The 25,348-nt window shown below is 63.6% G+C and carries 25 protein-coding genes; 13 read left to right on the forward strand and 12 right to left on the reverse strand.

Features of this window, described 5'->3' with window-relative positions:
• The first annotated feature begins 164 nt into the window (after positions 1–164).
• The 7 genes from cycA (at position 165) to ACODSK_RS20305 (ending at position 7,993) form a co-directional block, all read left to right on the forward strand.
• Positions 165–1,568, forward strand: a complete 1,404-nt coding sequence (gene cycA / locus ACODSK_RS20275) for a D-serine/D-alanine/glycine transporter (protein ID WP_489018613.1) — start codon at positions 165–167, stop codon at positions 1,566–1,568.
• A 213-nt stretch (positions 1,569–1,781) separates the two neighbouring features.
• Positions 1,782–3,047 (forward strand): urea ABC transporter substrate-binding protein, encoded by a 1,266-nt coding sequence (gene urtA, locus ACODSK_RS20280; RefSeq protein WP_489018615.1) that lies wholly within the window; start codon positions 1,782–1,784, stop codon positions 3,045–3,047.
• A 137-nt stretch (positions 3,048–3,184) separates the two neighbouring features.
• A complete protein-coding gene (gene urtB, locus ACODSK_RS20285) occupies positions 3,185–4,684 on the forward strand; it encodes an urea ABC transporter permease subunit UrtB (protein ID WP_489018617.1) in 1,500 nt (499 codons plus the stop codon).
• Entirely contained in the window at positions 4,684–5,763 is a 1,080-nt protein-coding gene (gene urtC, locus ACODSK_RS20290; RefSeq protein ID WP_489018619.1) for an urea ABC transporter permease subunit UrtC, read from the forward strand. Before urtB ends, urtC begins: the two co-directional genes overlap by 1 nt.
• Positions 5,760–6,611, forward strand: a complete 852-nt coding sequence (gene urtD / locus ACODSK_RS20295) for an urea ABC transporter ATP-binding protein UrtD (protein WP_489018620.1) — start codon at positions 5,760–5,762, stop codon at positions 6,609–6,611. The genes urtC and urtD overlap by 4 nt, the downstream gene beginning before the upstream one ends.
• A 127-nt stretch (positions 6,612–6,738) precedes the next feature.
• Positions 6,739–7,437: an urea ABC transporter ATP-binding subunit UrtE gene (gene urtE, locus ACODSK_RS20300; protein ID WP_489018622.1), complete on the forward strand. Its 699-nt coding sequence runs from the start codon at positions 6,739–6,741 to the stop codon at positions 7,435–7,437.
• 34 nt (positions 7,438–7,471) lie between these two features.
• Positions 7,472–7,993 carry a GNAT family N-acetyltransferase gene (locus ACODSK_RS20305; protein ID WP_489018624.1) on the forward strand — a complete coding sequence of 174 codons (522 nt, stop codon included), beginning with the start codon at positions 7,472–7,474 and terminating at the stop codon, positions 7,991–7,993.
• Positions 7,994–8,098: 105 nt separating this feature from the next.
• Here ACODSK_RS20305 and ACODSK_RS20310 read toward each other — a convergent pair whose 3' ends face one another.
• Together ACODSK_RS20310 and cbpA are read right to left on the reverse strand one after the other, a co-directional pair.
• Positions 8,099–8,401 carry a chaperone modulator CbpM gene (locus tag ACODSK_RS20310; protein ID WP_489018625.1) on the reverse strand — a complete coding sequence of 101 codons (303 nt, stop codon included), beginning with the start codon at positions 8,399–8,401 and terminating at the stop codon, positions 8,099–8,101.
• Between the two features lie 2 nt (positions 8,402–8,403).
• Positions 8,404–9,369, reverse strand: a complete 966-nt coding sequence (gene cbpA, locus ACODSK_RS20315) for a curved DNA-binding protein (RefSeq protein ID WP_489018626.1) — start codon at positions 9,367–9,369, stop codon at positions 8,404–8,406.
• A 160-nt stretch (positions 9,370–9,529) separates the two neighbouring features.
• Between cbpA and ACODSK_RS20320 the strand changes: the two genes are divergently transcribed.
• Positions 9,530–10,798, forward strand: a complete 1,269-nt coding sequence (locus ACODSK_RS20320) for an Hsp70 family protein (RefSeq protein ID WP_489018628.1) — start codon at positions 9,530–9,532, stop codon at positions 10,796–10,798.
• Positions 10,799–10,909: 111 nt separating this feature from the next.
• Here the strand turns inward: ACODSK_RS20320 and ACODSK_RS20325 are convergent, their stop codons facing one another.
• The 3 genes from ACODSK_RS20325 to ACODSK_RS20335 form a co-directional block, all read right to left on the reverse strand.
• Complete coding sequence (locus tag ACODSK_RS20325) at positions 10,910–11,917, reverse strand: AI-2E family transporter (RefSeq protein ID WP_489018630.1); 1,008 nt, start codon at positions 11,915–11,917, stop codon at positions 10,910–10,912.
• Positions 11,918–12,042: 125 nt separating this feature from the next.
• Positions 12,043–12,327, reverse strand: a complete 285-nt coding sequence (locus ACODSK_RS20330) for a PsiF family protein (protein WP_489018632.1) — start codon at positions 12,325–12,327, stop codon at positions 12,043–12,045.
• 79 nt (positions 12,328–12,406) lie between these two features.
• Positions 12,407–13,297: a lipase family alpha/beta hydrolase gene (locus ACODSK_RS20335; protein ID WP_489018633.1), complete on the reverse strand. Its 891-nt coding sequence runs from the start codon at positions 13,295–13,297 to the stop codon at positions 12,407–12,409.
• Positions 13,298–13,431: 134 nt separating this feature from the next.
• On the opposite strand from ACODSK_RS20335, the gene osmE reads away from it, so the two are divergent.
• Positions 13,432–13,770, forward strand: coding sequence for an osmotically-inducible lipoprotein OsmE (gene osmE / locus ACODSK_RS20340; RefSeq protein WP_489018635.1), 339 nt, complete (start codon positions 13,432–13,434; stop codon positions 13,768–13,770).
• Positions 13,771–13,864: 94 nt separating this feature from the next.
• A complete protein-coding gene (locus ACODSK_RS20345) occupies positions 13,865–14,395 on the forward strand; it encodes a ferritin-like domain-containing protein (RefSeq protein WP_489018637.1) in 531 nt (176 codons plus the stop codon).
• A gap of 107 nt (positions 14,396–14,502) precedes the next feature.
• Here the strand turns inward: ACODSK_RS20345 and ACODSK_RS20350 are convergent, their stop codons facing one another.
• Positions 14,503–16,572 carry an AsmA family protein gene (locus ACODSK_RS20350; protein WP_489018638.1) on the reverse strand — a complete coding sequence of 690 codons (2,070 nt, stop codon included), beginning with the start codon at positions 16,570–16,572 and terminating at the stop codon, positions 14,503–14,505.
• A 339-nt stretch (positions 16,573–16,911) separates the two neighbouring features.
• On the opposite strand from ACODSK_RS20350, the gene ACODSK_RS20355 reads away from it, so the two are divergent.
• From ACODSK_RS20355 to ACODSK_RS20365, 3 genes are all read left to right on the forward strand, one after another.
• A complete protein-coding gene (locus ACODSK_RS20355; protein ID WP_489018640.1) occupies positions 16,912–17,415 on the forward strand; it encodes a phage infection protein in 504 nt (167 codons plus the stop codon).
• A gap of 132 nt (positions 17,416–17,547) precedes the next feature.
• Entirely contained in the window at positions 17,548–18,180 is a 633-nt protein-coding gene (locus tag ACODSK_RS20360) for a TetR family transcriptional regulator (protein ID WP_489018642.1), read from the forward strand.
• 68 nt (positions 18,181–18,248) lie between these two features.
• Positions 18,249–19,349: an AGE family epimerase/isomerase gene (locus ACODSK_RS20365; RefSeq protein ID WP_489018644.1), complete on the forward strand. Its 1,101-nt coding sequence runs from the start codon at positions 18,249–18,251 to the stop codon at positions 19,347–19,349.
• Between the two features lie 104 nt (positions 19,350–19,453).
• Here ACODSK_RS20365 and ACODSK_RS20370 read toward each other — a convergent pair whose 3' ends face one another.
• The 6 genes from ACODSK_RS20370 to ACODSK_RS20395 form a co-directional block, all read right to left on the reverse strand.
• Positions 19,454–20,215 (reverse strand): SDR family oxidoreductase, encoded by a 762-nt coding sequence (locus tag ACODSK_RS20370; protein ID WP_489018646.1) that lies wholly within the window; start codon positions 20,213–20,215, stop codon positions 19,454–19,456.
• Between the two features lie 707 nt (positions 20,216–20,922).
• Positions 20,923–21,252 carry a hypothetical protein gene (locus ACODSK_RS20375; protein WP_489018648.1) on the reverse strand — a complete coding sequence of 110 codons (330 nt, stop codon included), beginning with the start codon at positions 21,250–21,252 and terminating at the stop codon, positions 20,923–20,925.
• A gap of 178 nt (positions 21,253–21,430) precedes the next feature.
• On the reverse strand, positions 21,431–22,147 hold the full coding sequence (locus tag ACODSK_RS20380; protein ID WP_489018649.1) for an ABC transporter ATP-binding protein: 717 nt from the start codon (positions 22,145–22,147) through the stop codon (positions 21,431–21,433).
• Positions 22,144–23,019 carry an ABC transporter ATP-binding protein gene (locus tag ACODSK_RS20385; RefSeq protein WP_489018651.1) on the reverse strand — a complete coding sequence of 292 codons (876 nt, stop codon included), beginning with the start codon at positions 23,017–23,019 and terminating at the stop codon, positions 22,144–22,146. The genes ACODSK_RS20380 and ACODSK_RS20385 overlap by 4 nt, the downstream gene beginning before the upstream one ends.
• Complete coding sequence (gene livM / locus ACODSK_RS20390) at positions 23,016–24,305, reverse strand: high-affinity branched-chain amino acid ABC transporter permease LivM (protein ID WP_489018653.1); 1,290 nt, start codon at positions 24,303–24,305, stop codon at positions 23,016–23,018. Before livM ends, ACODSK_RS20385 begins: the two co-directional genes overlap by 4 nt.
• Before the next feature lie 2 nt (positions 24,306–24,307).
• A complete protein-coding gene (locus ACODSK_RS20395; protein WP_009398626.1) occupies positions 24,308–25,222 on the reverse strand; it encodes an ABC transporter permease subunit in 915 nt (304 codons plus the stop codon).
• Positions 25,223–25,348 lie beyond the last annotated feature (126 nt).

The following is a 25,348-nucleotide window of genomic DNA, read 5'->3' on the forward strand; positions in this document are numbered from 1 at the left end:
TTACTGGCGGTCCTTCGCAAGCAAGCTCGCTCCCACATCAAGCGCTTCAAAACAGGGCATTCCCCTAAAGTCGAGTCATCTTGTCGCGTCTACCTCGCGGCTTCGCGTGTTAGCCTAGCCGCCGCTTTACGTACAAGAAGACTGCAATTTATGGAATGCATGCAATGAATCAAGACATTACTAAGGACGGGCAGGAACACCACCTGCAACGCAACCTGACCAATCGACACATCCAGTTGATCGCCATCGGCGGAGCCATCGGCACAGGTCTGTTCATGGGCTCGGGCAAGACCATCAGTCTGGCCGGACCCTCGATCATCTTCGTCTACATGATCATCGGCTTCATGCTGTTCTTCGTCATGCGGGCGATGGGCGAACTGCTGCTGTCGAACCTCAACTACAAGTCCTTCATCGACTTCTCTGCCGACCTGCTCGGGCCCTGGGCCGGGTATTTCACCGGCTGGACCTACTGGTTCTGCTGGGTCATCACCGGCGTCGCCGATGTGATCGCCATTGCCGGCTACTCGCAGTTCTGGTTCCCCGAGCTGCCGCAGTGGGTTCCGGCGATCCTGTGCGTCGGCGTGCTGCTGTCGCTGAACCTGATCACCGTGAAGCTGTTTGGCGAGATCGAGTTCTGGTTCGCCATGATCAAGATCGTCGCCATCGTCGGTCTGATCGGCACCGGCCTGTACATGATCATCAGCGGCTTCCAGTCGCCATCCGGCAGCACCGCCAGCCTGGGCAACCTGTGGAATGACGACGGCATGTTCCCCCATGGCCTGATGGGCTTCTTCGCCGGTTTCCAGATCGCCGTGTTCGCCTTCGTCGGCATCGAGCTGGTCGGTACCACCGCCGCCGAAGCCAAGGACCCGGAACGCACCCTGCCACGGGCGATCAACTCGATCCCGCTGCGTATCATCATGTTCTACGTGTTCGCCCTGATCGCGATCATGGCCGTGACCCCATGGCGCGACGTGGTGCCGAACAAGAGCCCGTTCGTCGAGCTGTTCATCCTCGCCGGCCTGCCGGCTGCGGCCGCAGTGATCAACTTCGTGGTGCTGACCTCGGCCGCGTCGTCGGCCAACAGCGGCGTGTTCTCCACCAGCCGCATGCTGTTCGGCCTGGCCCAGGAAGGCGATGCGCCGAAAGCCTTCGAGAAGCTGTCGAACCGCGACGTGCCGGCCAACGGCCTGTACTTCTCCTGCACCTGCCTGCTGCTCGGCGCCGCCCTGATGTACGTGATTCCGGACCTGATGGAGGCCTTCACCCTGGTGACCACCGTCTCGGCGATCCTGTTCATGTTCGTCTGGTCGCTGATCCTGCTGTCCTGGCTGACCTACCACAAGCAACGCCCGGCACTGCACGCGGCGTCGAAGTACAAGATGCCCGGCGGGCGCTTCATGTGCTGGGCCTGCCTGGCGTTCTTCGCCTTCATCCTGGTGCTGCTGAGCTTCGAGACCGACACCCGCCAGGCGCTGATGGTCACCCCGATCTGGTTCCTGATCCTGGCCGTGACCTACCAGCTGGTCCGCCGTCGTCGCCAGCCGCGCCGCCAGGTCGAAGCCTGATCCCGTCCCTCCAGGCCGTCGCGCACCATCAGGGCGCAACGGCCTGCACCGTGCCACCGTCCTGGGCTCCAGGGCGGTGCATCGAAAGCGCACAATCCGCTAAAACCCTTGTTCCAGAGCCTGTACACAATCCGGCATAGCCCTTGCTATCGCTCTATCCGCGCAGTCGCCATTTGCCTTACCGCCAATACGAACTCAACGGAGAGAGCACCCATGAAGCGTCGCAGTCTGATCAAGGCCTTTACCCTCAGTGCATCCATCGCCGCGATGGGCCTGAGCTGGACCATCCAGGCCGCCGAGACCATCAAGGTCGGCATCCTGCATTCCCTGTCCGGGACCATGGCGATTTCCGAGACCTCGCTGAAAGACATGGCGCTGATGACCATCGAGCAGATCAACGCCAAGGGCGGGGTCAACGGCAAGATGCTGGAACCGGTGGTGGTGGACCCGGCGTCCAACTGGCCGCTGTTCGCCGAGAAGAGCCGCCAGCTGCTGACCCAGGACAAGGTCGCGGTGGTGTTCGGCTGCTGGACCTCGGTGTCGCGCAAGTCGGTGCTGCCGGTGTTCGAGGAACTCAACGGCCTGCTGTTCTACCCGGTGCAGTACGAGGGTGAAGAGATGTCGCCGAACGTGTTCTACACCGGTGCCGCGCCGAACCAGCAGGCGATTCCGGCAGTGGAATACCTGATGAGCGAAGAAGGCGGCGCGGCCAAGCGTTACTTCCTGCTCGGCACCGACTACGTCTACCCGCGCACCACCAACAAGATCCTGCGCGCCTTCCTGCACTCCAAGGGCGTCGCCGACAAGGACATCGAAGAGGTCTACACCCCGTTCGGCCACGCCGACTACCAGACCATCGTCGCCAACATCAAGAAGTTCTCCGCTGGCGGCAAGACCGCGGTCATCTCCACGGTCAACGGCGACTCCAACGTGCCGTTCTACAAGGAACTGGCCAACCAGGGCCTGAAGGCCACCGACGTGCCGGTCGTAGCCTTCTCCGTGGGTGAAGAAGAGCTGCGCGGCATCGACACCAAGCCGCTGGTGGGCCACCTGGCCGCATGGAACTACTTCGAGTCGGTGGAGAACCCGGTCAACACCCAGTTCGTTTCCGACTGGAAAGCCTACGCCAAGGCCAAGAACCTGCCGGGCGCCGACAAGGCGGTAACCAACGACCCGATGGAGGCCACCTACGTCGGCATCCATATGTGGGCCCAGGCGGTGGAGAAGGCTGGCAGCACCGATGTCGACAAGGTCCGCGAAGCCCTCGCCGGGCAGACCTTCAAGGCGCCGTCCGGCTTCACCCTGACCATGGACAAGACCAACCACCACCTGCACAAGCCGGTGATGATCGGCGAAATCCAGGATGACGGGCAGTTCAACGTGGTCTGGGAAACCGAGCAGCCGCTGCGGGCGCAGCCTTGGAGTCCGTTCATTCCGGGCAATGACAAGCGTCCGGATTATGCGGTGAAGGGCAACTGATCCCCTGAGGCCCCTATCGCTGGCAAGCCAGCTCCCACAGGTCCGGTGCATGCAGGACCTTGTGGGAGCTGGCTTGCCAGCGATGAGGCCCTCTCAAGCGCCTCATCTCTCACCATCAGAAAAGGGACCCCCGCACCATGCCCAAGGCCCTCTACCACCTCCTGCTTTGCCTGTGCCTGCTGCTGCCCTTCGCCGCGCACGCCAGCGAAGCCGAATACTTCGCCAGCGCCAAGCCCAACGACCAGGCACGCCTGCTCCAGGACTGGGCGGCGCAGCCCGACCCTGCCCGGCTGGCCCTGCTCACTTCGTTGCAGCAAGGCCGCATCAGCCCCGACGACAGCCGCAAGCTGCGTCTGAACAACCGCCTGCGCGGCCTGGTGGACAACGCCCTGGCCAGCCATCAACTGCTCAGCGATGATGCGAACATCCGCCTGCAGGCCGCGCAACAACTGCAAAAGAGCGCACAACCGGCCCAGGTCGCCTTCCTCGACCGCCAATACGCCCAGGAAAAAGACGACAGCGTCCACGCCGCCCTCGGCCTGGCCCTGGCCAACCTGCAACTGGCCGCCGCCGAACCTTCGGTACGTCTCGCCGCCGTGCGCCTGCTCGGCGAAACCGGCGATCCCATGGCCCGCACCCGCCTCGAAGCTCTGCTCGACCCGGCCGTGGAAAGCGACGCCACAGTGCGCACCGCCGCCGAAACCAGCCTGGCCCAGGTCAAGCGCAAGCTGCTGGTCGGCGAACTGCTCGGCCAGGCCTTCAGCGGCCTGTCCCTGGGCTCGATCCTGCTCCTGGCCGCCCTCGGCCTGGCGATCACCTTCGGCCTGCTCGGGGTGATCAACATGGCCCACGGCGAGATGCTCATGCTCGGCGCCTACACCACCTACGTGGTGCAGATCATGGTCCAGCGCTACGCCCCGGGTGCCCTGGAGTTCTACCCGCTGCTGGCGCTGCCGGTGGCCTTCGCCGTGAGTGCCGGGGTCGGTATGGCCCTGGAGCGCACGGTGATCCGCCATCTGTATGGCCGCCCGCTGGAAACCCTGCTGGCGACCTGGGGCATCAGCCTGATCCTGATCCAGGCCATCCGCCTGATCTTCGGTGCGCAGAACGTCGAGGTGGCCAACCCGGCCTGGCTGTCCGGCGGCATCCAGGTGCTGCCGAACCTGGTGCTGCCGTGGAGCCGCATCGTGATCATCGGCTTCGCCCTGTTCGTCGTGCTGCTGACCTGGCTGCTGCTGAACAAGACCCGCCTCGGCCTCAACGTCCGAGCCGTCACCCAGAACCGCAACATGGCCGCCTGCTGCGGCGTGCCGACCGGGCGCGTCGATATGCTCGCCTTCGGCCTCGGCTCCGGCATCGCCGGGCTCGGTGGCGTGGCCCTGAGCCAGATCGGCAACGTCGGCCCGGACCTCGGCCAGAGCTACATCATCGACTCGTTCCTGGTGGTAGTGCTCGGCGGCGTCGGGCAACTGGCCGGCAGCCTGTGGGCCGCCTTCGGTCTGGGCATCGCCAACAAGTTGCTGGAGCCGCAGATCGGTGCGGTGCTCGGCAAGATCCTCATCCTTGCGCTGATCATTCTGTTCATCCAGAAGCGTCCGCAAGGCCTGTTCGCCCTCAAGGGACGGGTAATCGACTGATGAACCAGCCACTGCTTGTTACTGCCGCGCAAAAAGCCGGACCACGGCTGTCCCTTGGCATCGGCGCCGTCGTGCTGCTGGTGCTGATCGCCCTGCCGCTGCTGTCGCTGCTGCCCGACGGGCACAGCCTGCAGGTCTCGGCCTACACCCTGACCCTGGTCGGCAAGATCCTCTGCTACGCCATCGTCGCCCTGGCCCTCGACCTGGTCTGGGGCTACGCCGGCCTGCTGTCCCTCGGCCACGGCCTGTTCTTCGCCCTCGGCGGCTATGCCATGGGCATGTACCTGATGCGCGAAGCCGCCGGCGATGGCCTGCCGGCGTTCATGAGCTTCCTGTCGTGGACCGAACTGCCCTGGTACTGGGCCGGCACCCAGCATTTCGCCTGGGCCATGTGCCTGGTGGTGCTGGCGCCGGGGTTGCTGGCGCTGGTGTTCGGCTACTTCGCCTTCCGTTCGCGGATCAAGGGCGTGTACTTCTCGATCATGACCCAGGCCCTGACCTTCGCCGGCATGCTCCTGTTCTTCCGCAACGAGACCGGTTTCGGCGGCAACAACGGCTTCACCAACTTCCGCACCCTGCTCGGCTTCGACATCACCTCGCAAGGCACCCGGGCGGTGCTGTTCCTGCTCACCGTGGCCTTGCTGGCGGGCAGCCTGTTCCTCGGTTGGCGCCTGGCGCAAAGCAAGTTCGGCCGGGTCCTCACCGCCCTGCGTGACGCCGAGAACCGCCTGATGTTCTGCGGCTACGACCCGCGCGGCTTCAAGCTGTTCATCTGGGTGCTGAGCGCCGTGCTCTGTGGCCTGGCCGGGGCGCTGTACGTACCGCAGGTGGGCATCATCAACCCCAGCGAGATGTCGCCGACCAACTCCATCGAAGCCGCCGTGTGGGTCGCCCTGGGCGGACGCGGCACGCTGATCGGGCCGCTGCTCGGCGCCGGCCTGGTCAACGGCATGAAGAGCTGGTTCACCGTGGCCTTCCCGGAGTTCTGGCTGTTCTTCCTCGGCGCGCTGTTCATCCTGGTCACCCTGTACCTGCCCAAGGGCGTGGTCGGCCTGCTGAAGAAAAGGGGCGAACAATGAGATTCCCGTCGATCCATCCCGAATTCATGCTGGAACCGATCATCGACGAAGGCAGCGGCCGCGATGCCATCGGCCTTGGCCAGGCGGTGACGCCGGGCCTGAATGCCCGCCACGGCACGGTGCTGACCCTGGAAGACATCAACGTCAGCTTCGACGGTTTCAAGGCCATCAATGGCCTCAACCTGTACATCGGCGTCGGCGAACTGCGCTGCATCATCGGCCCCAACGGTGCCGGCAAGACCACCATGATGGACGTGATCACCGGCAAGACCCGCCCCACCAGCGGCAAGGCCTGGTTCGGCGACACCCTCGACCTGACCCGCATGAGCGAAGTGCAGATCGCCCAGGCCGGGATCGGCCGCAAGTTCCAGAAACCCACGGTGTTCGAAGCGCTGAGCGTGTTCGAGAACCTGGAACTGGCGCAGAAGACCGACAAGTCGGTATGGGCCTGCCTCGCCGCGCGGCTGAATGGCGAACAGCGTGACCGCATCGACGAAGTGCTGGCCACCATTCGCCTGGACGCTTCGCGCAATCGCCCGGCGGGGCTGCTGTCCCACGGCCAGAAGCAGTTTCTCGAAATCGGCATGCTGTTGATGCAGGACCCGCAGTTGCTGCTGCTCGACGAGCCGGTGGCGGGCATGACCGACGCCGAAACCGAGTTCACCGCCGAGCTGTTCAAGAGCCTCGCCGGCAAGCATTCGCTGATGGTGGTGGAGCACGATATGGGCTTCGTCGGCAGCATCGCCGACCATGTCACCGTGCTGCACCAGGGCAGTGTGCTGGCGGAAGGGTCGCTGGAGCAGGTGCAGGCGGATGATCGGGTGATCGAGGTTTATCTGGGGCGGTGACCGGCGCTGGATCGCGGCGCTCCCATCGCTGGCAACGCCAGCTCCCACAGAGTTCGGTGTCGCTGCTGATCTTGTGGGAGCTGGCGTTGCCAGCGATGGGGACAACACGGACTCATAGGACAACAACATGCTGAAAATCGATTCCCTGCACCAGTACTACGGCGGTAGCCATATTCTCCGCGGCCTGTCCTTCGAAGCGAAGGTCGGCGAGGTCACCTGCCTGCTCGGCCGCAACGGCGTGGGCAAGACCACCCTGCTGCGCTGCCTGATGGGCCTGCTCCCGGCGCGCGAAGGCAGCGTGACCTGGGAAGGCCAGGCGATCACCCAGCTCAAGCCGCACCAACGGGTCCAGGCCGGTATCGCCTACGTGCCCCAGGGCCGCGAGATCTTCCCGCGCCTGACCGTCGAGGAAAACCTGCTGATGGGCCTGTCACGCTTCGGCGCCAGCGAGGCGAAGAAGGTGCCGGAATTCATCTACGAGCTGTTCCCGGTATTGCTGCAGATGAAGCACCGCCGTGGCGGCGATCTGTCCGGCGGCCAGCAGCAGCAACTGGCCATCGGCCGCGCCCTGGCCAGCCGCCCGCGCCTGCTGATCCTCGACGAACCCACCGAAGGCATCCAGCCCTCGGTGATCAAGGAAATCGGTGCGGTGATCGGCAAGCTGGCGGCCCGCGGCGACATGGCGATCCTGCTGGTGGAGCAGTTCTACGACTTCGCCGCCGAGCTGGCCGACCAGTACCTGGTGATGTCCCGCGGCGAAATCGTCCAGCAGGGCCGTGGTGAAAACATGGAAGCCGAAGGTGTGCGCGGGCTGGTAACCATTTAATCTGGCGGCCTGCCCCCGCCTGTGGATAACCGCCATGCCTCACACCCTTCGCGACGCCGTGCCCGCCGACCTGCCGGGCATCCGCGCCATCTACAACGACGCCGTGCTCAACACCACGGCGATCTGGAACGAACAACCGGTGGACCTGGCCAACCGCCAGGCCTGGTTCGACGCACGGCAGGCTCAGGGTTATCCGATCATCGTGGCCGTGGATGAGGCAGGAGCAGTGGCCGGCTACGCCTCGTTCGGCGACTGGCGGCCGTTCGAGGGTTTTCGCCATACCGTGGAGCATTCGGTGTACATCCATGCCGACCAGCGGGGCCATGGGTTGGGGCCGAAGTTGATGGAGGCGCTGATCGAGCGGGCTCGCCAGTGTGGCAAGCATGTGATGGTGGCGGCGATCGAGAGCGGCAATGCTGCGTCGATCCGCCTGCATGAAAAGCTCGGGTTCAAGGTGGCCGGGGAGATGCCGCAGGTGGGGGTGAAGTTCGGGCGGTGGCTGGATCTGACATTCATGCAGTTGGTGCTGAATCCGGGGGCTTTGCCGCCCAGTTGATGTCGCATCCAAGGGCCTCATCGCCGGCAACGCCGGCTCCCACAGGTTCAGCGGTGCACGCGGTCCCTGTGGGAGCCGGCGTTGCCGGCGATGAGGCCCTGAAGGTCACTGCACAAACCGCCCCAGCCGCTGGCGCAACATATCGTTCTCACTACGCAACTGCTGCACCTCCTCCAGCAACTCCAGGGCCAGCGCCACCCCTTCCCATTCCAGTTCCAGCTCCGCGTGCAGCCTGGCTGCACGCTTGGCCAGCACCGGCGAGCGGTCGTCGAACAACCAGTCCTCCGGTGTTCGCCCTGAAGGTTCAACGATGCCGTGTTCGACGATTTCCATCACGCAGTCGGCCGTGAGATCGGCTTCCTGGCAGAAGGTACGCATATCCAGCTGAACGATCAGGGTACTACTCATGGTCATTTACTCCATTGAGCTCGCGGGTTGAACCCGGCCTTCTCCGACAGTTTGTTCCACAGTTCACGAGTGGCGGCGTCCGACTGCGCCGGCATCACCACCTTCAGTTGCGCGTACAGGTCGCCGCGCTGGCCCTGCTTGTTGGCCAGGCCCATGCCCTTGATCCGCAGGCGCTGGCCGCTCTGGCTGTCCGGGCGGATGGTCAGGTTGACCTTGCCGGTCAGGGTCGGCATTTCCACCTTGGTGCCCAGCGCCGCTTCCCACGGCGCCAGCGGCACGGTGATGATCAGGTCATGACCTTCGACATCGAACAGCGGGTGCGGTGCGAAACGGACGATCAGGTACAGGTCGCCATTGGCACCACCGCCGACACCCGGCGCGCCCTGGCCCTTGAGGCGGATGCGCTCGCCGTCGGTCACCCCGGCGGGGATCTTGACGTTGAGGGTCTTGCTGGTGTCGCCGGTGCGCTGGCCCATGGCGTTGTGCTGGGGCACCTGGAAACTGATCTTCTTCGACTCGTTGGCCAGGGTTTCCTCAAGGAATACCGCCAGTTCCATTTCCACGTCCTGCCCCCGCCGACCGGCACTGCGCTGCTGTTGACCACGGCCGAACGGACTGCCGCTGCCACGACCGTTCGATCCGAAGATCGAACTGAAGAAATCGGAAAAATCGCCACCGCCGAAGCCACCACCGCCAGCGCCACCGCGGCTTTCCCAGCCGGGCGGGGCCTGGAACGGCCGGCCGTGCTGGCCGCCGTACTTGCGGATCTCGTCGTATTCGGCGCGCTTGGCCGCATCGGAGAGCACTTCGTAGGCCTCGTTGGCCTCCTTGAACTTGTCTTCGGCGTCACGCTCTTTGCTGACGTCCGGGTGATACTTGCGGGCCAGCTTGCGGTAGGCGGTCTTGATCGCCTTGTCGTCCGCCGTCGGCTCAACGCCCAGTATCTTGTAATAGTCTTTGAAATCCATCGAAGGAATCACCGTCGGTTAAATGCACTGCCTGTGAAGATTGGGGTCAAGCATAGCCTTTCAAGGTGCCTGGGGGTTTGTCGCGTGGCAGATAATCGGTCTTGATTCTGCGCGCAACTGGCATAAACTGCGCGGCCGTTTTTCCCCCGGAACCGCCTCCATGACTCACGCATCCCCGGCCCGTGCCTGTGGTATCGACTTCGGCACGTCAAACTCCACCGTTGGCTGGCATCGCCCCGGTGAAGAGACGCTGATCGTCCTCGAAGACGGCAAGATCACCCTGCCTTCGGTGGTGTTCTTCAATATCGAGGAACGCCGCCCGGTCTACGGTCGCCTGGCCCTGCACGAATACCTGGAAGGCTACGAAGGGCGTCTGATGCGATCGCTGAAGAGCCTGCTCGGTTCCAAGCTGATCAAGCACGACACCAGCGTGCTGGGCACCGCCCTGCCGTTCAAGGACCTGCTGGGGATGTTCATCGGCGAACTGAAAAAGCGCGCCGAAGCCAATGCCGGTCGTGAGTTCGAGCAAGTGGTGCTGGGCCGTCCGGTGCATTTCGTCGATGACGACCAGGCCGCCGACCAGGAGGCCGAGGACACCCTGGCCGAGGTAGCACGCAAGATCGGCTTCAAGGACGTGTCCTTCCAGTACGAACCGATCGCCGCGGCCTACGACTACGAGTCGGGGATCGAGCGTGAAGAGCTGGTGCTGATCGTCGACATCGGCGGTGGTACCTCGGACTTCACCCTGATCCGCCTGGCCCCGGAGCGCCACATGCTCGACGACCGCCAGGACGATATCCTCGCCACCGGTGGCGTGCATATCGGCGGTACCGACTTCGACAAGCAGCTCAGCCTGCAAGGCGTGATGCCGCTGTTCGGCTACGGCAGCCGGATGAAAAGCCAGGCGCTGATGCCCACCAGCTATCACCTCAACCTGGCCACCTGGCACACCATCAACTCGGTGTACTCGCAGAAATCCCAGCTGGCCCTGGGCAGCATGCGCTACGACATCGAAGACACCCTGGGCATCGACCGTCTGTTCAAGTTGATCGAAGAGCGCGCCGGGCACTGGCTGGCGATGGAAGTGGAAACGACCAAGATCGAACTGACCCACGCGCAGAACCGCCTGGTCGACCTCGGGCGGATCGAGAAGGATCTGCAGGTTGACCTGACCCGGGCGCTGTTCGAGGCCTCGATCGACAACCTGCTGGAGCGGGTACGCGGCAGCGTCGATGAACTGCTGCTCAAGGCGGGCGTAGGCGTGGAGCAGGTGGATACGGTGTTCTTCACCGGCGGTTCCAGCGGCATCCCGGCACTGCGCCAGAGCGTGGCGGCGATGCTGCCGAATGCGCGGCATGTGGAAGGCAATATCTTCGGCAGTATCGGTAGCGGGCTGGCGATCGAGGCACGCAAGCGCTACGGCGCTTGACTTGAGGACCTCATCGCCGGCAACGCCGGCTCCCACAAGGTTCGCTGGTGTTCGCGGGACCTGTGGGAGCCGGCGTTGCCGGCGATGAGGCCAGATCAATCACAACAAGCCTCAGACCAGCTCCACCCGCTTCAACTCACTCTTCAGGTAGGCATAGTAGATCGGCCCCGCCACCACCCCCGGCAAGCCGAACGCCGCCTCGAACACCAGCATCGCCAGCAGCAATTCCCACGACTTGGCACTGATCTGCCCACCGACGATCCGCGCGTTGAGGAAGTACTCGACCTTGTGGATAACGATCAGGTAGCCCAGGGCCGCCACCGCCACCCAGATCGACAGCGACAACCCGACGATGGTGATCAGGGTGTTGGACATCAGGTTGCCGATCACCGGCAGCAGGCCGAGCAGGAAGGTCAGCACGATCAGGGTCTTGGTCAGCGGCAGGTGTACGCCGAACAGCGGTAGCACCACCGCCAGGAACACCCCGGTGAATACCGTGTTGAGCAGGGAGATCTTGATCTGCGCGAAGACGATGTTGCGGAACGCCTGGACCAGCAGCGACAAACGCTCGAACAGCGCCGCCGCCAGCGGTTTGCGCCGGGAGATGTCGGGGATGCGCTGCAAGGCGACGATGGCGCCGAGGATCATGCCGATCAGCAGGGTGACGAACATGTGCGCCGCACCCTTGCCCACCAGTTGCAGCTCGCCCAGGTGGCTCTTCAGCCATTCACCGATGGCCACCTTGAACTCGGCGGCGCTGGCCGGCAGGTAGGCGTCGACGAACGGCGGCAACTGGCCGCGGGCCTGATCCACCAGGAGCATGAAGCGATCCAGCGAGGCGCCGGGGTTTTCCGCTTCATGCAGGAGGAAGCTGATGGCACCGGCGAAGATCAGGGTCAGGGTGCTGACCACCAGGGTGCCCAGCAAGGCCACCGCCAGCCAGCGTGCCCGGGGCCCGGCGATCACATGCTGGAGTTTCGGCGTGAGCATGTTGACCAGCTCGAACACCAGCAGCCCGGCCAGCAGGCTCGGCAGCAGCTTGAGCGGCAGGACCAGCAACAATCCGGTGAATATGATGATCCAACTGGCCAGCACGACCTGACGCTGGGTAAAAGTCATACAACCTCAGACAGCCAATGACGACAAAGGCGGCAGTCTGCCAGCCTTCGCGGAACAGGCATAGGGGCGGGTGACAACAGACGACGGGCCATTGCCCTGGAGCAATGGCCTGTTGTCATGGCGGATCATTTTTTCTTCAGGCAGTCGCTCATGAAGGCCTTGCGCTCGTCGCCCTTGAGGGTCTTGGCGGTGGCGTCGGCGTTGCAGGTCTTCATCTTTTCCTGCTGGGTGGGGGCGGCGTTGGCCTTCAGGCAGGTGCTCATGAACGCCTTGCGCTCATCGCCCTTGAGGGCCTTGGCGGTGGCGTCGGCGTTGCAGGTCTTCATCTTTTCCTGCTGGGCGGTGGCGGCGAACCCCTGGGACGCCATCAGCAAGCCCAGCAACAGCAACGGCACACGCAGCATCTTCATGGTGACTCTCCTGATCGCCGCGATGGAGGCGCGGCCGTCAGTGGAGTTTAGACAAGATTTTTTACATGCCTGGCCGGACCTAGCACCCTGCGGCCTTGAGCCGTTCGGCGTGCTCGACGAACAGCCTCACCGGCTGCGCGCCCTTGCCCACTGCGCCGAGGGACTGGTTGACGATATCCAGGTGATCGAGGGGGTAGTCGTCGCCGATGACCTGGCCCAGGTGCGAACTGAAGCGCCCGACCATGCCGTCGCAATGGCCCTTCTCGCGCACGAAGGTGCGGGCGAACAGGCGGCAGAAGCGGTTGCTGCCATCCAGGCGGTTCAGCCCGCGGTCGGTGATACCCGGCTTGAGCACGCCGGACCAGGAGTAATAGCGCACGCCGTTGACCTGCGCCGGCCCCTCGCCGCCCCAGGTGTCGGGCAGGCCCTGTGGATAAAGCTGGTTGAAGCGGGCGACGCCGACCGAGGTCAGGGAAAGATGCGAGGCATGCACATCGATGGGCAATTTAGCGCCCTTCCAGCCGGTCTCCAGCACCTCGATCAGCCACGCCACGCCGTGCAACAGGGCCTTGAGCAAGCGGCCACGCGCAGAATCGCCGGGGTACTCGCGCTCGAAGTAGTCGGCCAGCTCCGAGCCATGGTTGGGGCCGGCGATGGAGGTGACCGACGCCACCCACTCCGGGCGCTTCGCCGCCACGTAGCGGGCGGCCAGCGCGCCCTGGCTGTGACCGAGCAGGTTGACCTTGTCGACGCCGGTGCGCTGGCGCAGCTCCTCGACGATGCGCAGCAGCTGCTCGCCACGCACCTCGCTGCTGTGCAGTGGCGACACCTGCACCGGATACACCTGCGCCCCGCCCCGGCGCAGGGCCGTGACGATGCCGAACCAGTAGGGATAGAGCAGCAGGCGGACAAAGCCGAGCATGCCCGGCACCAGCACCAGTGGATAACGCGTGGCAAGGGCTTGCGACATGGCGGCTCCCGGTCCATGGACTTGTCGGCCAACCCTACAGGCGAAACGATGGCAATCGCAATCGAACTCCCGTCGCCGCTTGCGGTTCCAAATTCGTATCGGGCCAAGACGGCCTACTACGAGGAAGTTCGACCATGTACAAGCACGCCCTGGCAGCACTTCTGGCAAGCGCCACCCTGATCGGTTGCAGCAGCCATCCGGAAAACCCGGTTGACCACGTGACCTACCGCGACCAGCCGCTGGTCAAGCAGGTGGAGAACGGCATGACCATGCAGAAGGTCATCGCCATTGGCGGTAGCCCGTCCACGGTCATCGACCTGCCCCACGGCGGTACCTGCAACAACTACATCCTCAACCGCGAAGGTCATCAACAGCCGTACTTCGTGCGCTTCGACGCCACCGGCCATGTCGACGACAAGGGCTTCAAAACCTGCGAACAACGCGAGCAAGACCGCCGTGAAGGTCGCGGCTGATAAAACTTTTGCCGCCTCGTCGCACTCGTACCTGATGTAGCGACCGCGCCCACAGAGCGCGGCGCGCCCGTTTTCTTCCAGCCTGGAGAATGAAATGAGCACCGTAGAACTGACCGATGTGAAAACCCTGCGCGACCGCGCCCGCCAGCATGTCGAGCAAGGCGCCGTGACCGAAGGCTACAGCGCCGACCGCCAGACCATCCTGCGTCTGCTCAACGAGTCGCTGGCCACCGAATGGGTCTGCACCCTGCGCTACAAGCGCCACTACTACATGGCCAGCGGGATCAAGGCCAGCGTCGCCGCGGCGGAGTTCCTTGAACACGCCAACCAGGAGCAGGAGCATGCCGACAAGCTGGCCGAGCGCATCGTGCAGTTGGGCGGCGAGCCGGACCTGAACCCGGACAACCTGAGCAAGAACTCCCATGCCCAGTACGTCGCGGGCAAGAACCTGAAGGAAATGGTCCTGGAGGACCTGGTGGCCGAGCGCATCGCCATCGACAGCTATCGGGAGATCGTGCGCTTCATCGGCGATAGTGATCCGACCACGCGGCGTATCTTCGAGGACATCCTGGCTCAGGAAGAAGAGCATGCCGACGATATGGCGGACCTGCTGCAAGGCCTCTGATTCTTCTGTTGTTCTTACCGGCCTCATCGCTGGCAAGCCAGCTCCCACAAGGATTGCATGCACCGCTAAACCTGTGGGAGCTGGCTTGCCAGCGATGAGGCCCTCACTTATTTCACTGTCTTGGGCGCCTTGCCCGCCCGCATCTGCTCCAGCAACGGCGTACAACGGTTCGGCTCATCCCCGCTGCTCGGCGCAACCAGCGCCAGCAACCCCGCCGCCGGCCCGGCCACCACACCCAGCGCCACCATCCCCGCCCCGCGCAATGCCAGCGGTACCGCCTGCACCCCGGCCGACGGCTTGGCGAAGGAGCCCCGCACATACAGCGGCGAACGCAGCGAGAACAGGCGCAGCCCCTTGGACTCCGGGTTGATCTTCAGGTCCAGTTGCTCGGCGGCGAAGTTGGCCGTGCCGGTCACGTAGATCACCGCGTTCTCGGTGTCGAAGACGAACAGCCGGATGGTCGCCAGGCCATCCTTGATGCCCACGTCGGAGGCCGCGCAGTTGATCTTCACCTCATTGTCGCCGAACAGCTTGCCAACCACGTAGTTGCCCACGTTGAGCCCGGCGATTTCCATCAGCCCGCGGCTGACCGCGCCATCGTTGATCAGCAGCTTGAGGTCGCCATTGGAGGTGCCCAGCAGGGCCGCCACCGAGTTGCCGCGGCCGCTGAGGTCGGCATCGCCGTTGAGCGCGCCAAAGCTGGTCTTCATCGGTTCGAAGGTAGGGAACAGCTGCTTGAGCTTGAGATCCCGCGCGGTCAGCTTGGCTCGCCCTTGCATCGGCGTGCTGCGCCCGTCGAGGCGTACCTGCATGGCCAGCTTGCCGCCGGCCACGCCGAAGGACAGTGGTTCAAGACGCAGCAAGCCGTCGTCCAGGACCAGATGGGTGTCGAGATCGGTAAAGGGCAGCTCCGCCGTCTGCACGATGCGCTTGCCGGTGAAGGTCACGTCGGCATCCATGGCCCGCCAGCGCTCGGTGCGGAATTCTTCCACCGGCAGGACCTTGTCCCCCGGCTGCTTGGCCGCACCGCCACGGTTTTTCTGCTGGGCATTGGAGTCGGCACCGATCAGCGGGGCGAGGTCCTTGAACAGCAACTGGTTGGACACCAGCTTGCCGGTCAGCTTGGGCCGCGGCTGGCTGGCGACGAAGGCCAGGTCGCCATGGATATCGCTGTCGCCGATCTTGCCGTTGAAGCCCTCGTAGCGGAACAGCGCCCCGCCCGGCTCGTGCAGCTTGGCAATGAGGCGGCCGTCGGTCTGGTATGGCGGGGTGTCCGGCAAGGTGACGCCGGTCAGCGGGTAGAGATTGCCGAGGCTGGCACCGGACAGCTTCAGGCGCAGGTCGAGAGCACCGAGATTGCGCGGGTCGGTCAGGGTGCCGGCGACGATGGCGCGGGTCTTGGCGATGCGCACATCCACCTGGACCGGGAACGGCTGGGTCGCATCCTGCAGCGCCAGCAGGCCGCCGATCTTGCCCTCGCCGTTCAACGCCTCGCCTTTGTAGGTGCCTTTGGCCTTGAAGGCGAAGGCGTAGTCCTGGGCGTTACCGTGCTCCTTGGCGGTCTTCTCGGCGGCGCTCTTGCCGACGATGTCGCTGAACGGAATCGGCTTGCCCAGCGGATCGACCTGTACCTGGACGTTGGTCTTCAGGGTGGCGTCATCGAAGCTGACCTGGCCCTTGTCGAAGCCGATGGCGCCGATATCCAGCACCCAGTTCGACGGCTCGGCATTTTCATCCTTGGGTGCGAAATCGAAGGTCCAGTTGGCCCGGCCATCGGCCAGGCGCTTGAGGCTGGCGGTGGGCAGCTTGAGGTCGATACGCGGGATAACGATGCGCTGGGCCAGCAAGGGCAGCGGCGACAGGCGGAAGTCGACCTGCTGCAGGCCGACCATCTGCGGCTCCTTGAGCCAGTCGGGGTTGCCCAGGGTCAGGTCCTGGGCGGTGAACGCCGGCCAAGGCACCCAGGCCCGCCAGCCACCTTCCTCGGGTTCGCGACGCCAATGCACCGACAGGTCGCCGTTGATGGCGAAGGGCCGATGCAGCGCTTCGGAGACCTTGTCGTTGAGCAGTGGCTTGATCCGGTTCCAATCGAAGGTGGCGATGAAGATCACCAGCAGCGCCACGATCAGCGCAAGGCTGGCGAGGGTCCAGGTGATGATTTTGGCGGGGCGCGTCATTGCACGGTTCTCCAGTAAAGCAAGGCAGGCAGCGTGCGTGAGCCACGCACTTGTACTTGGGACTGATGAAACGCCGAGGGGTTTTACCCGAAATGATCGATCACAAGGATTTTTCCTGACCGTACTGACAGTTTCAGCTGACAGAGCGATGAAATTTCTGTCAGTCCCGCCAGGCAATTCCTACTAACTCACTCGGAAAAGGCCCGGACTAGAGCGGTCGGCGGAATATATCAATCCCGTTGATTGTTACCATTATCTTTATGAACTTTTCTATCCAATTTCCAAGAGTAGCATTGGCTTCGTACCCACTTTGTTGCCCTCCCCAAGGAGAACCAAATCATGAAACGCCAATTGCTGCTTAGCCTTGCCCTCTCTGTCCTGGCCGCCAACGCCCTTGCCGTACCGGCTGCCGACCAACACCTGTCCGCCGAAGCCCGTTCCAGCTCGGCAACCGTTTCCCAGTCGCTGAACACCCTGGCTGAAGGTGGTTCCGACCGTGTGATCGAACGCGCCAACCGTGTTGCCGAAGGTGGTTCCGACCGTGTGATCGATCGTGCCAACCGCGTTGCCGAAGGCGGTTCTGACCGTGTGATCGACCGTGCCAACCGTGTCGCCGAAGGTGGTTCCGACCGTGCAATCGAACGCGCCAACCGTGTTGCCGAAGGTGGCTCCGACCGTGCCATCGAACGCGCCAACCGTGTTGCCGAAGGTGGCTCCGACCGTGTGATCGAACGTGCCAACCGTGTTGCCGAAGGTGGTTCGGATCGCGCCATCGAACGTGCCAACCGCGTTGCCGAAGGTGGTTCGGATCGCCTGGTCGAACGCAACAGCCGGTTGAGCTGATGCCTATGCGCGAAAATAACAGCTCACCCTGCGCAACCCCCTCCCCTCCGAGGCCCGGTCCACTGACCGGGCTTTGTTTTTCCGGCCCCGGCCTTTAGAGTGCTGAACCTGTTTCACACGAACGAACCCGCCATGCTGCCGCGCGCCGAACAGAAGCAACAGACTCGCCATGCCCTGCTGGACGCCGCCCGCCAACTGATGGAAAGCGGTCGCGGTTTCGGCAGCATCAGCCTGCGCGAAGTAGCTCGCACTGCCGGCATCGTGCCCACCGGTTTCTACCGCCACTTCGATGATATGGACCAGTTGGGCCTGGCCCTGGTCCGTGAAGTCAACGAAACCTTCCGCCAGACCATCCGCATGGTTCGCCACAACGAAATCGAACTGGGCGGCATCACCGACGCTTCGGTGCGCATCTTTCTCGATGTGGTCGCGGCCAACCGTGCGCAGTTCCTGTTCCTCGCCCGCGAGCAATACGGCGGTTCACAGCCCGTGCGCCAGGCGATCGCCCGCTTGCGCGAAGGCATCAGCTCCGACCTCGCCGCCGACCTCGGCAGCATGCGCCGCTGGCAGCATCTCGACACAGCGGCCCTTGAGGTGATAGCTGACCTGGTGGTGAAGACCGTATTCGCCACCCTGCCGGAGCTGATCGACCCGCCCGCCGTGCTGGTCGAAGGCCAGCTCAGCGCCGAAGCCAAGATCGTCCAGCAACTGCGCTTCATCTTCGTCGGTGCGCGGCATTGGCAGGGCCTGGGCAACCCGACCTGAGCCCGGTGCCATGGGGACATTTCCTGCTACCATGCGCGCCAACGCAATGACGGCGATGACCCTTTTCCATGTCCGAACTTTCCCCTGCCCAGTCCTCCCTGCTCGCTGAAGTCCAGCAACACTTCGACCGACGCATCGTGCCGCTCTGGGAAGGCCCGGGGTGGAACCCGGACATGGCCCTGCCCTTCGAGGCCCTCGACCCGGCGCACCAGCCGCTGCCGGTGCAGCGCTACCGGGCCATGGCCTGCGCCCGCCAGCTCTACCTGTTCAGCAGCCGCATCGACCAGCCGGGCGCCGCCGAGCGCGCCGCTGCATTGTTCCGCTCGCTGCAACGGCATTTCCACGATGCCGAGCATGGCGGCTGGTTCTACAGCATCGATGCCCAGGGCAAGCCGCTGGACCGGCGCAAGGATCTCTACACCCACGCGTTCATCGTCTTCGCCTGCGCGCACTACTGGGACAAGTCCCGCGACAGCCTGGCGGAATCGACCCTGAATGCCGCGCTGAGCGTGGTGACCGAACGCTTCGCCAATGACGATGGCCTGTACGAGGCCAGCCTCGGCGAAGACTGGTCGGACCTGGGCAGCGGCCCTCTGCAGAACCCGTTGATGCACCTGGCCGAAGCCTTCCTCGCCACCCTGGCCGTGCGGGAGGATGCCGCGGTACAGGCGGCATTGCTGGCACTGGTCGAGGGCATGCAGCAACAGTTCGTCGATCCGCAGCACGGCGTGATGCTGGAGAAGCCGCGAGGGGCTGTGGATAACTGGTTCGAGCCGGGGCATCAGTTCGAGTGGTTCTTCCTGCTGGACACCTCGCCGCTGCTCAAGGGCACGGCGCTGCATGGCTCGCTGGAACGGGCCTTTGCCTTCGCTGAAGAACGTGGCGTCAAGGACGGGGCGGTGCTGGCGATGCTCGACGAGAACGGCAACGTGCGCGATGCAACGCAGCGGATCTGGGCCCAGGCGGAGTATCTGCGGGCGCTGGCCTTGCGGGCGGATGGTGGGGAGAAGCTGGATGGTCAGCTACAGGCCTTGAGGCAGCGGTTCCTGCATGAGGGGGGCTGGTTCGAGTGTCGGGATGGTGAGGGCAAGGTCAGCCGGGAGGATATGCCGTCGACCACGCCCTATCACCTTGCGACCTGCCTGGAAGGCTTGCAGCGTCTGGACTGACGCTATCGCCGGCAAGCCGGCTCCCACAGGGTCTGCGCCGCTCGCGAGAACACTGCTGTACCTGTGGGAGCTGGCTTGCCAGCGATTAGGCCCTCAAAGGCAACTCAATCCTTGCGGGTAATCGAGAACCCCGCCCAGTCCTGGCTCACCGGCATCAGTTCCAGGTTGTTGATATTGATATGCGCCGGCTGGTTGAGAATCCAGAAGATGGTCTCGGCGATATCCTGCGGCTGGATCGGCTCGGCACCCGCGTAGGTGGCGTCGTAGCGGCTCTGGTCACCGCCGAAGCGCACCAGCGAGAACTCGCTTTCACACAGTCCCGGCTCGATATTGGTCACCCGAACCCCGGTGCCGCGCAGGTCGCAGCGCAGGCTGAGAGAGAACTGGCCGACGAACGCCTTGGTGCCGCCATACACATGGCTGCCCGGGTACGGGTAGTTACCCGCCACCGAACCGACGTTGAGGATGGTCGCGCCACGGCCGTGGGCGATCAGGCGTGGCAGCAGCAGGCGGGTGCTGTACATCAGGCCCTTGATGTTGGTATCGACCATGGTTTCCCAGTCATCCAGGTCGCACTTCGGCGCCGGGTCCGCGCCCAGGGCCAGGCCGGCGTTGTTGATCAGGCCGCGCAGCTTGGCGAAGGCCGGTGGCAGGCTGGCGATCGCCTCCTCCATGGCCTTGCGGTCACGGACATCCACGACCAGCCCGTGTACCTCGGTCTGTTTCGAGAGTTCTGCACAGAGTGCGTCGAGACGCTCCTGGCGGCGACCGGTCAGCACCAGCGACCAGCCTGCCTCGGCGAAACGGCGGGCGCAGGCTTCGCCGAAGCCGGAAGTGGCACCGGTGATGAATACGGTGGAAGTCATGGGGGTATCTCCTTGGATCACGGCAAGAGGACGGCAGGCCCTGAAGCATGCCCGGCCAATGGCCATGGGGCAAGCCGTTCCTGGCCCTGGACAAAAAACGATCAACCGGCGCAAAGCCTTGCGGCAGAAGGCTCCGGCGCAGGTGTGCGCACCTTATCCACAGGCCCTTCCACACAGATTGGGGGCAACTGTATAACCCGGCGGCGGCCTCGCGGAGCAAGTCATCCACAGGCTGAACGTCGCGCGCATGTGGATTGCACAGCAATGACGAGAGCCTGCCCCCTTGCCGTGCATTGGGGAAAACTTCGCTGATGGCGCAACGCCTCTAACTGTGCGGCCTGGCAGCGTCTTTCCAAGGCTTGCTCACAGAGTTATCCACAGCCTTTAATCAATCATTCGGCCCTGTTCGATAGTGCAATTTCGAACTTGACAAATAACCTCTCAGCATCTTCGAAAGTTAGTGTTCAAAAAATGAGCACACTCCTGAAAGCCACGTAATTCAAGGCCTTCAGCCAATCATCACCAAGTTACCCACAATCACTTCCACATGAATCGTGGACAACTTGAATAACATGGAAAACAACCGCTTACAGTTGAAACATGGCATATAGCCATCAATCGATCGGAGTACTTTTCCACATTCTTGTGGAAAACCCCATGATGAACAACGGCGCTTGCCGACAGCGACGGACTTTCATCCACAGGGCTTACTGGACCTTGCGATTGGTGTCTTCGAGGCGGCGTTGCAACTCGCCAATCTGCCGGGTCTGCTCGTCCACGGTGCGACGCAGATCCTGGATATCGCTGGCGTTCTGGTTGAGGGTGTCGCGCATCTTCTTCAGGTCGGCCACGCTGACACCGGAGTCGTGCAGGGTGTGGCTCATGCCGGATTCGCGGTGGATCGCGGCGAGGTTATCGGAAGACGAGGCGGAAGAATCGATCTGGACCTTGGCCGCTTCCTCGGCCTGCGCGGCCAGGCTGCCGAACAGCAGGCCGCAGGCGAGGATCGCGGGGGTGATCAGGGAGCGGATGGACATCGCATGGGTTCCTTGTGCAGCGTCGAAACGGTACACGGGGTACGACTGTCCGGTTTTATCTTGAGTTCCTTGTAAACCTCGATGGCCTCATCGCCGGCAACGCCGGCTCCCACAGGTTCAGCGGCGCACGCGATATCTGGGGGAGCCGGCGTTGCCGGCGATGAACTGCAACCTGCCCTCAGTGCCCGCCAAGATAGGCGTTGCGCACCTCCTCGTTGACCAGCAGCTCCTGCCCCGTGCCGCTCAGGCGGATCTGCCCGTTGACCATCACATAGGCGCGGTCCGACAGCTTCAGCGCGTGGTTGGCGTTCTGCTCGACGAGGAAGATGGTCATGCCGCTCTTCGCCAGCTCGCGCAGTGTGGAGAAGATCTGCTTGACCACGATGGGCGCCAGGCCCAGCGACGGTTCGTCGAGCAGCAACAGCTTCGGCCGGCTCATCAGCGCCCGGGCGATGGCGAGCATCTGCTGCTCGCCGCCGGACATGGTCATGGCCCGCTGGTTACGCCGCTCCTTGAGCCGCGGAAACAGCTCGTACATGCGCTGCATGTCCTCGTCGGCGTGTTTGTCGCCGATGGGGATGGTGCCCATCATCAGGTTTTCCTCGACGGTCATGTCGGGGAAGACCCGCCGCCCTTCCGGCGACTGGGCGATACCGTTGGAGGCGATGTAGTGGGACGACTTGTGGGTGATGTCGGTGCCGCGATAGATGATCTTGCCGCCAGCCGCCCGCGGCTGGCCGAAGATCGACATCAGCAGGGTCGACTTGCCGGCGCCGTTGGAGCCGATCAGGCTGACCGTCTCGCCCTCGTTGATGTGCATCGAGACCTTTTTCAGGGCCTGGATCGGTCCGTAGAACACGTCCAGGTCCTGCAGTTCGAGAATGGGTGCGCTCATACCAGCTCCTCTTCGTCAGCACCCAGGTAGGCGGCGATCACGGTCGGGTTGTTGCGGATGTCCTGCGGCTTGCCTTCGGCGATCACGTTGCCGTGGTCGAGGACGACGATATGGTCGGAAATGCTCATGACCATGCCCATGTCGTGCTCGATCAGCACCACGGTGATGTCGTGCTGGTCGCGCAGCACCCGGATCATGCCGCTCAGGGCTTCGGTTTCCTGCGGGTTGAGGCCGGCAGCCGGTTCGTCCAGGCAGATGATCTTCGGCCGCGTGCACATGGCCCGGGCGATCTCCAGGCGGCGCTGCTGACCATAGGACAGCTCGCCGGCCAGGCGGTTGGCGCAGTCCACCAGGTCCACCACTTCCAGCCAGTAGAAGGCATGGTCGAGGGCGTCGCTTTCGGCCTTGCGGTAGGCCCTGGTATTCAGCACGCCGGCCAGCAGGTTGCGGTTGACCCACATGTGCTGGGCCACCAGCAGGTTCTCCACCACCGACATTTCCCGGAACAGGCGAATGTTCTGGAAGGTCCGCGCCAGGCCGGCACGGTTGACCAGGTGGGTACCGCCGAACATCTTGTAGCGCAGGCGGGTCAGGAAGCGGCTTGGCGAGACGAAATCGCCCAGCTGGAAGCGCTCGCCGAGCAACTGGATGACGTTGGTGTGCGAGCCGCGCACGTTGAGTTCGATCTTGCCACCGCTGGCCTTGTAGAAACCGGTCAGGCAGTTGAACACGGTGGTCTTGCCCGCGCCGTTGGGGCCGATCAGGGCGAAGATCTCGTTGCGCTTGACCTTCAGGCTGACATCGCTCAGCGCCTTGATCCCGCCGAACTGCATCATCAGGTTATCGACCGAGAGGATTACGTCGTCGCTCATGGCGCCACTCCTTTACGCGGGACCACACCGGCGCGGCTGATACGGATCAGTCCACGCGGTCGCCAGATCATCATCAGCACCATCAGCACGCCAAACAGCAGCACGCGGTATTCGGAGAAGCTGCGCAGCAGTTCCGGGGCCACGGTCAGGACGAACGCGGCGATCACCACGCCGACCGTCGAGCCCATGCCGCCCAGCACCACGATGGCGAGGATCAGCGCCGACTCGAAGAAGGTGAACGACGACGGGTTGACGAAGCCCTGGTAGCTGGCGAAGAACACCCCGGCAAGGCCCGCGGTGGAGGCGCCCAGGGTGAAGGCCGAGAGCTTGACCAGCACATGGTTGAGGCCCATGGAACGGCAGGCGATCTCGTCTTCGCGCAGGGCTTCCCAGGCGCGGCCCACCGGCATGCGGGTCAGGCGGTGCTTGATATAGAGCACGGCCAGCACGACCAGGAACAGCACGGTGTAGATGAAGATGAACTTGAGGTTGGCGTTGTATTCGAAGCCGAAGAACTCGTGGATCGGCACCCCGCCATCCTTGGCCCGACGGCCGAACTCCAGGCCGAGGAAGGTCGGCGACGGTACCGGCATGCCGTTCGGGCCACCGGTGAAGGACAGCCAGTTGTTCAGCACCAGACGAATGATCTCGCCGAAGCCCAGGGTCACGATCGCCAGGTAGTCACCGTGCATGCGCAACACCGGGAAGCCCAATATGCACCCCGCCAGCGCCGCAGCGATGGCCGCCAGCGGCAGCACGCTCCAGAAGCCCAGGCCGAGGTACTGGTAACCCAGGGCCAGGCCATAGGCACCGATGGCGTAGAAGGCCACGTAACCCAGGTCGAGCAGGCCGGCCAGGCCGACCACGATGTTCAGCCCGAGGCCGAGCAGCACGTAGATCAGGCCGAGGATGACCACGGTGAGCAGGTACTTGTTGGCGAAGATCGGGAAGACGATGGCGATGACGATCAGCGCCGGGATGATGTAGCGCAGGCGCGATTTATAGTCCGGCGCCAGTACGTGCACCCCCGAACCACCACTTTCGAAGCCATGGGCCATGCGCTGGCCGGCGGCGGTCTGCAGGAACAGGCTGATGGCCAGGCGCCCTACCATCACCCCGCCCACCAGCCAGGCCACGCGGCTCGGTTCGGCGTTGAAGCTGTAGCCATCGAGGACCACACCTACCACCGGACCGAAAACGATCAGGGCAAGAAAGCCGGCGACGATGGTGTCCAGCAGGGTACGTTTGATATCGAAACCGGAAGAAGCTGTTTTGGCAGTGGACATGTTCACACCTTAGCCACGAGCGGGCGACCCAGCAGGCCTTGGGGACGGAAGATCAGGATCAGCACCAGCAGCGAGAAGCTGAACACGTCCTTGTAGTCGGAGTTGACCAGGCCGGCGAACAGCGATTCGGAGATACCCAGGACGATCCCGCCGAGCATGGCGCCAGGCAGCGAGCCGATCCCGCCGAGCACTGCGGCGGTGAATGCCTTGATGCCGATGATGAAGCCGGCATAGAAGTCGAAGGTGCCGTAGTTCATGGTGATCAGCACCCCGGCCAGGGCAGCCATCACCGCACCGATGACGAACACGTAGGAGATCACCCGGTCGGTGTTGATCCCCAGGATCGAAGCCATCTTGCGGTCCTGCTGGGTGGCGCGGCACATGCGGCCGAGCTTGGTGTACTTGATCACGTAGGTGAGCAGGGCCATGCCGGCGAAGGCGGCGATGAGGATGAAGATCTTGGTGTAGGTCAGTTGTACGAAGCCGGTACCGACATCGAAGCGCCAGGCGCCTTCGAGCAGGGTCGGCACGCCTTGCTGGCGGGCGCCCTGGCTGATCTGCGCGTAGTTCTGCAGGATCAGCGAGATACCGATGGCGCTGATCAGCGGCGCCAGGCGAGTGGAGTTGCGCAGGGGCTTGTAGGCGATGCGTTCGATGGTGAAGCCGTAGACCCCGGTAACGACGATGGTGAACAACAGGGTTCCCAGCATCAGCAGCGGAAAGGACTCGATACCGAAATATGCCAGCAATGCCAGGCTGATCGCCGCCAGGTAAGCGGAGATCATATACACCTCGCCGTGCGCGAAGTTGATCATGCCGATGATGCCATAGACCATTGTGTAGCCGATGGCGATCAGACCATAGACGGACCCGAGGGTCAGTCCATTGATCAGTTGCTGCAGGAAAATTCCATCCATAACGCAATCTCACGTATTTGAGATTGCACAAGCGCCGACTACGGTGAGCCCCGGATGAAGCGGCCCTCGCAGCGCAGGTTTGTGCAGATCTACGAGAAAAGACAGGTACGGCGCGAAACCGGGCAA

The organism is Pseudomonas sp. FG98 (assembly GCF_057808595.1).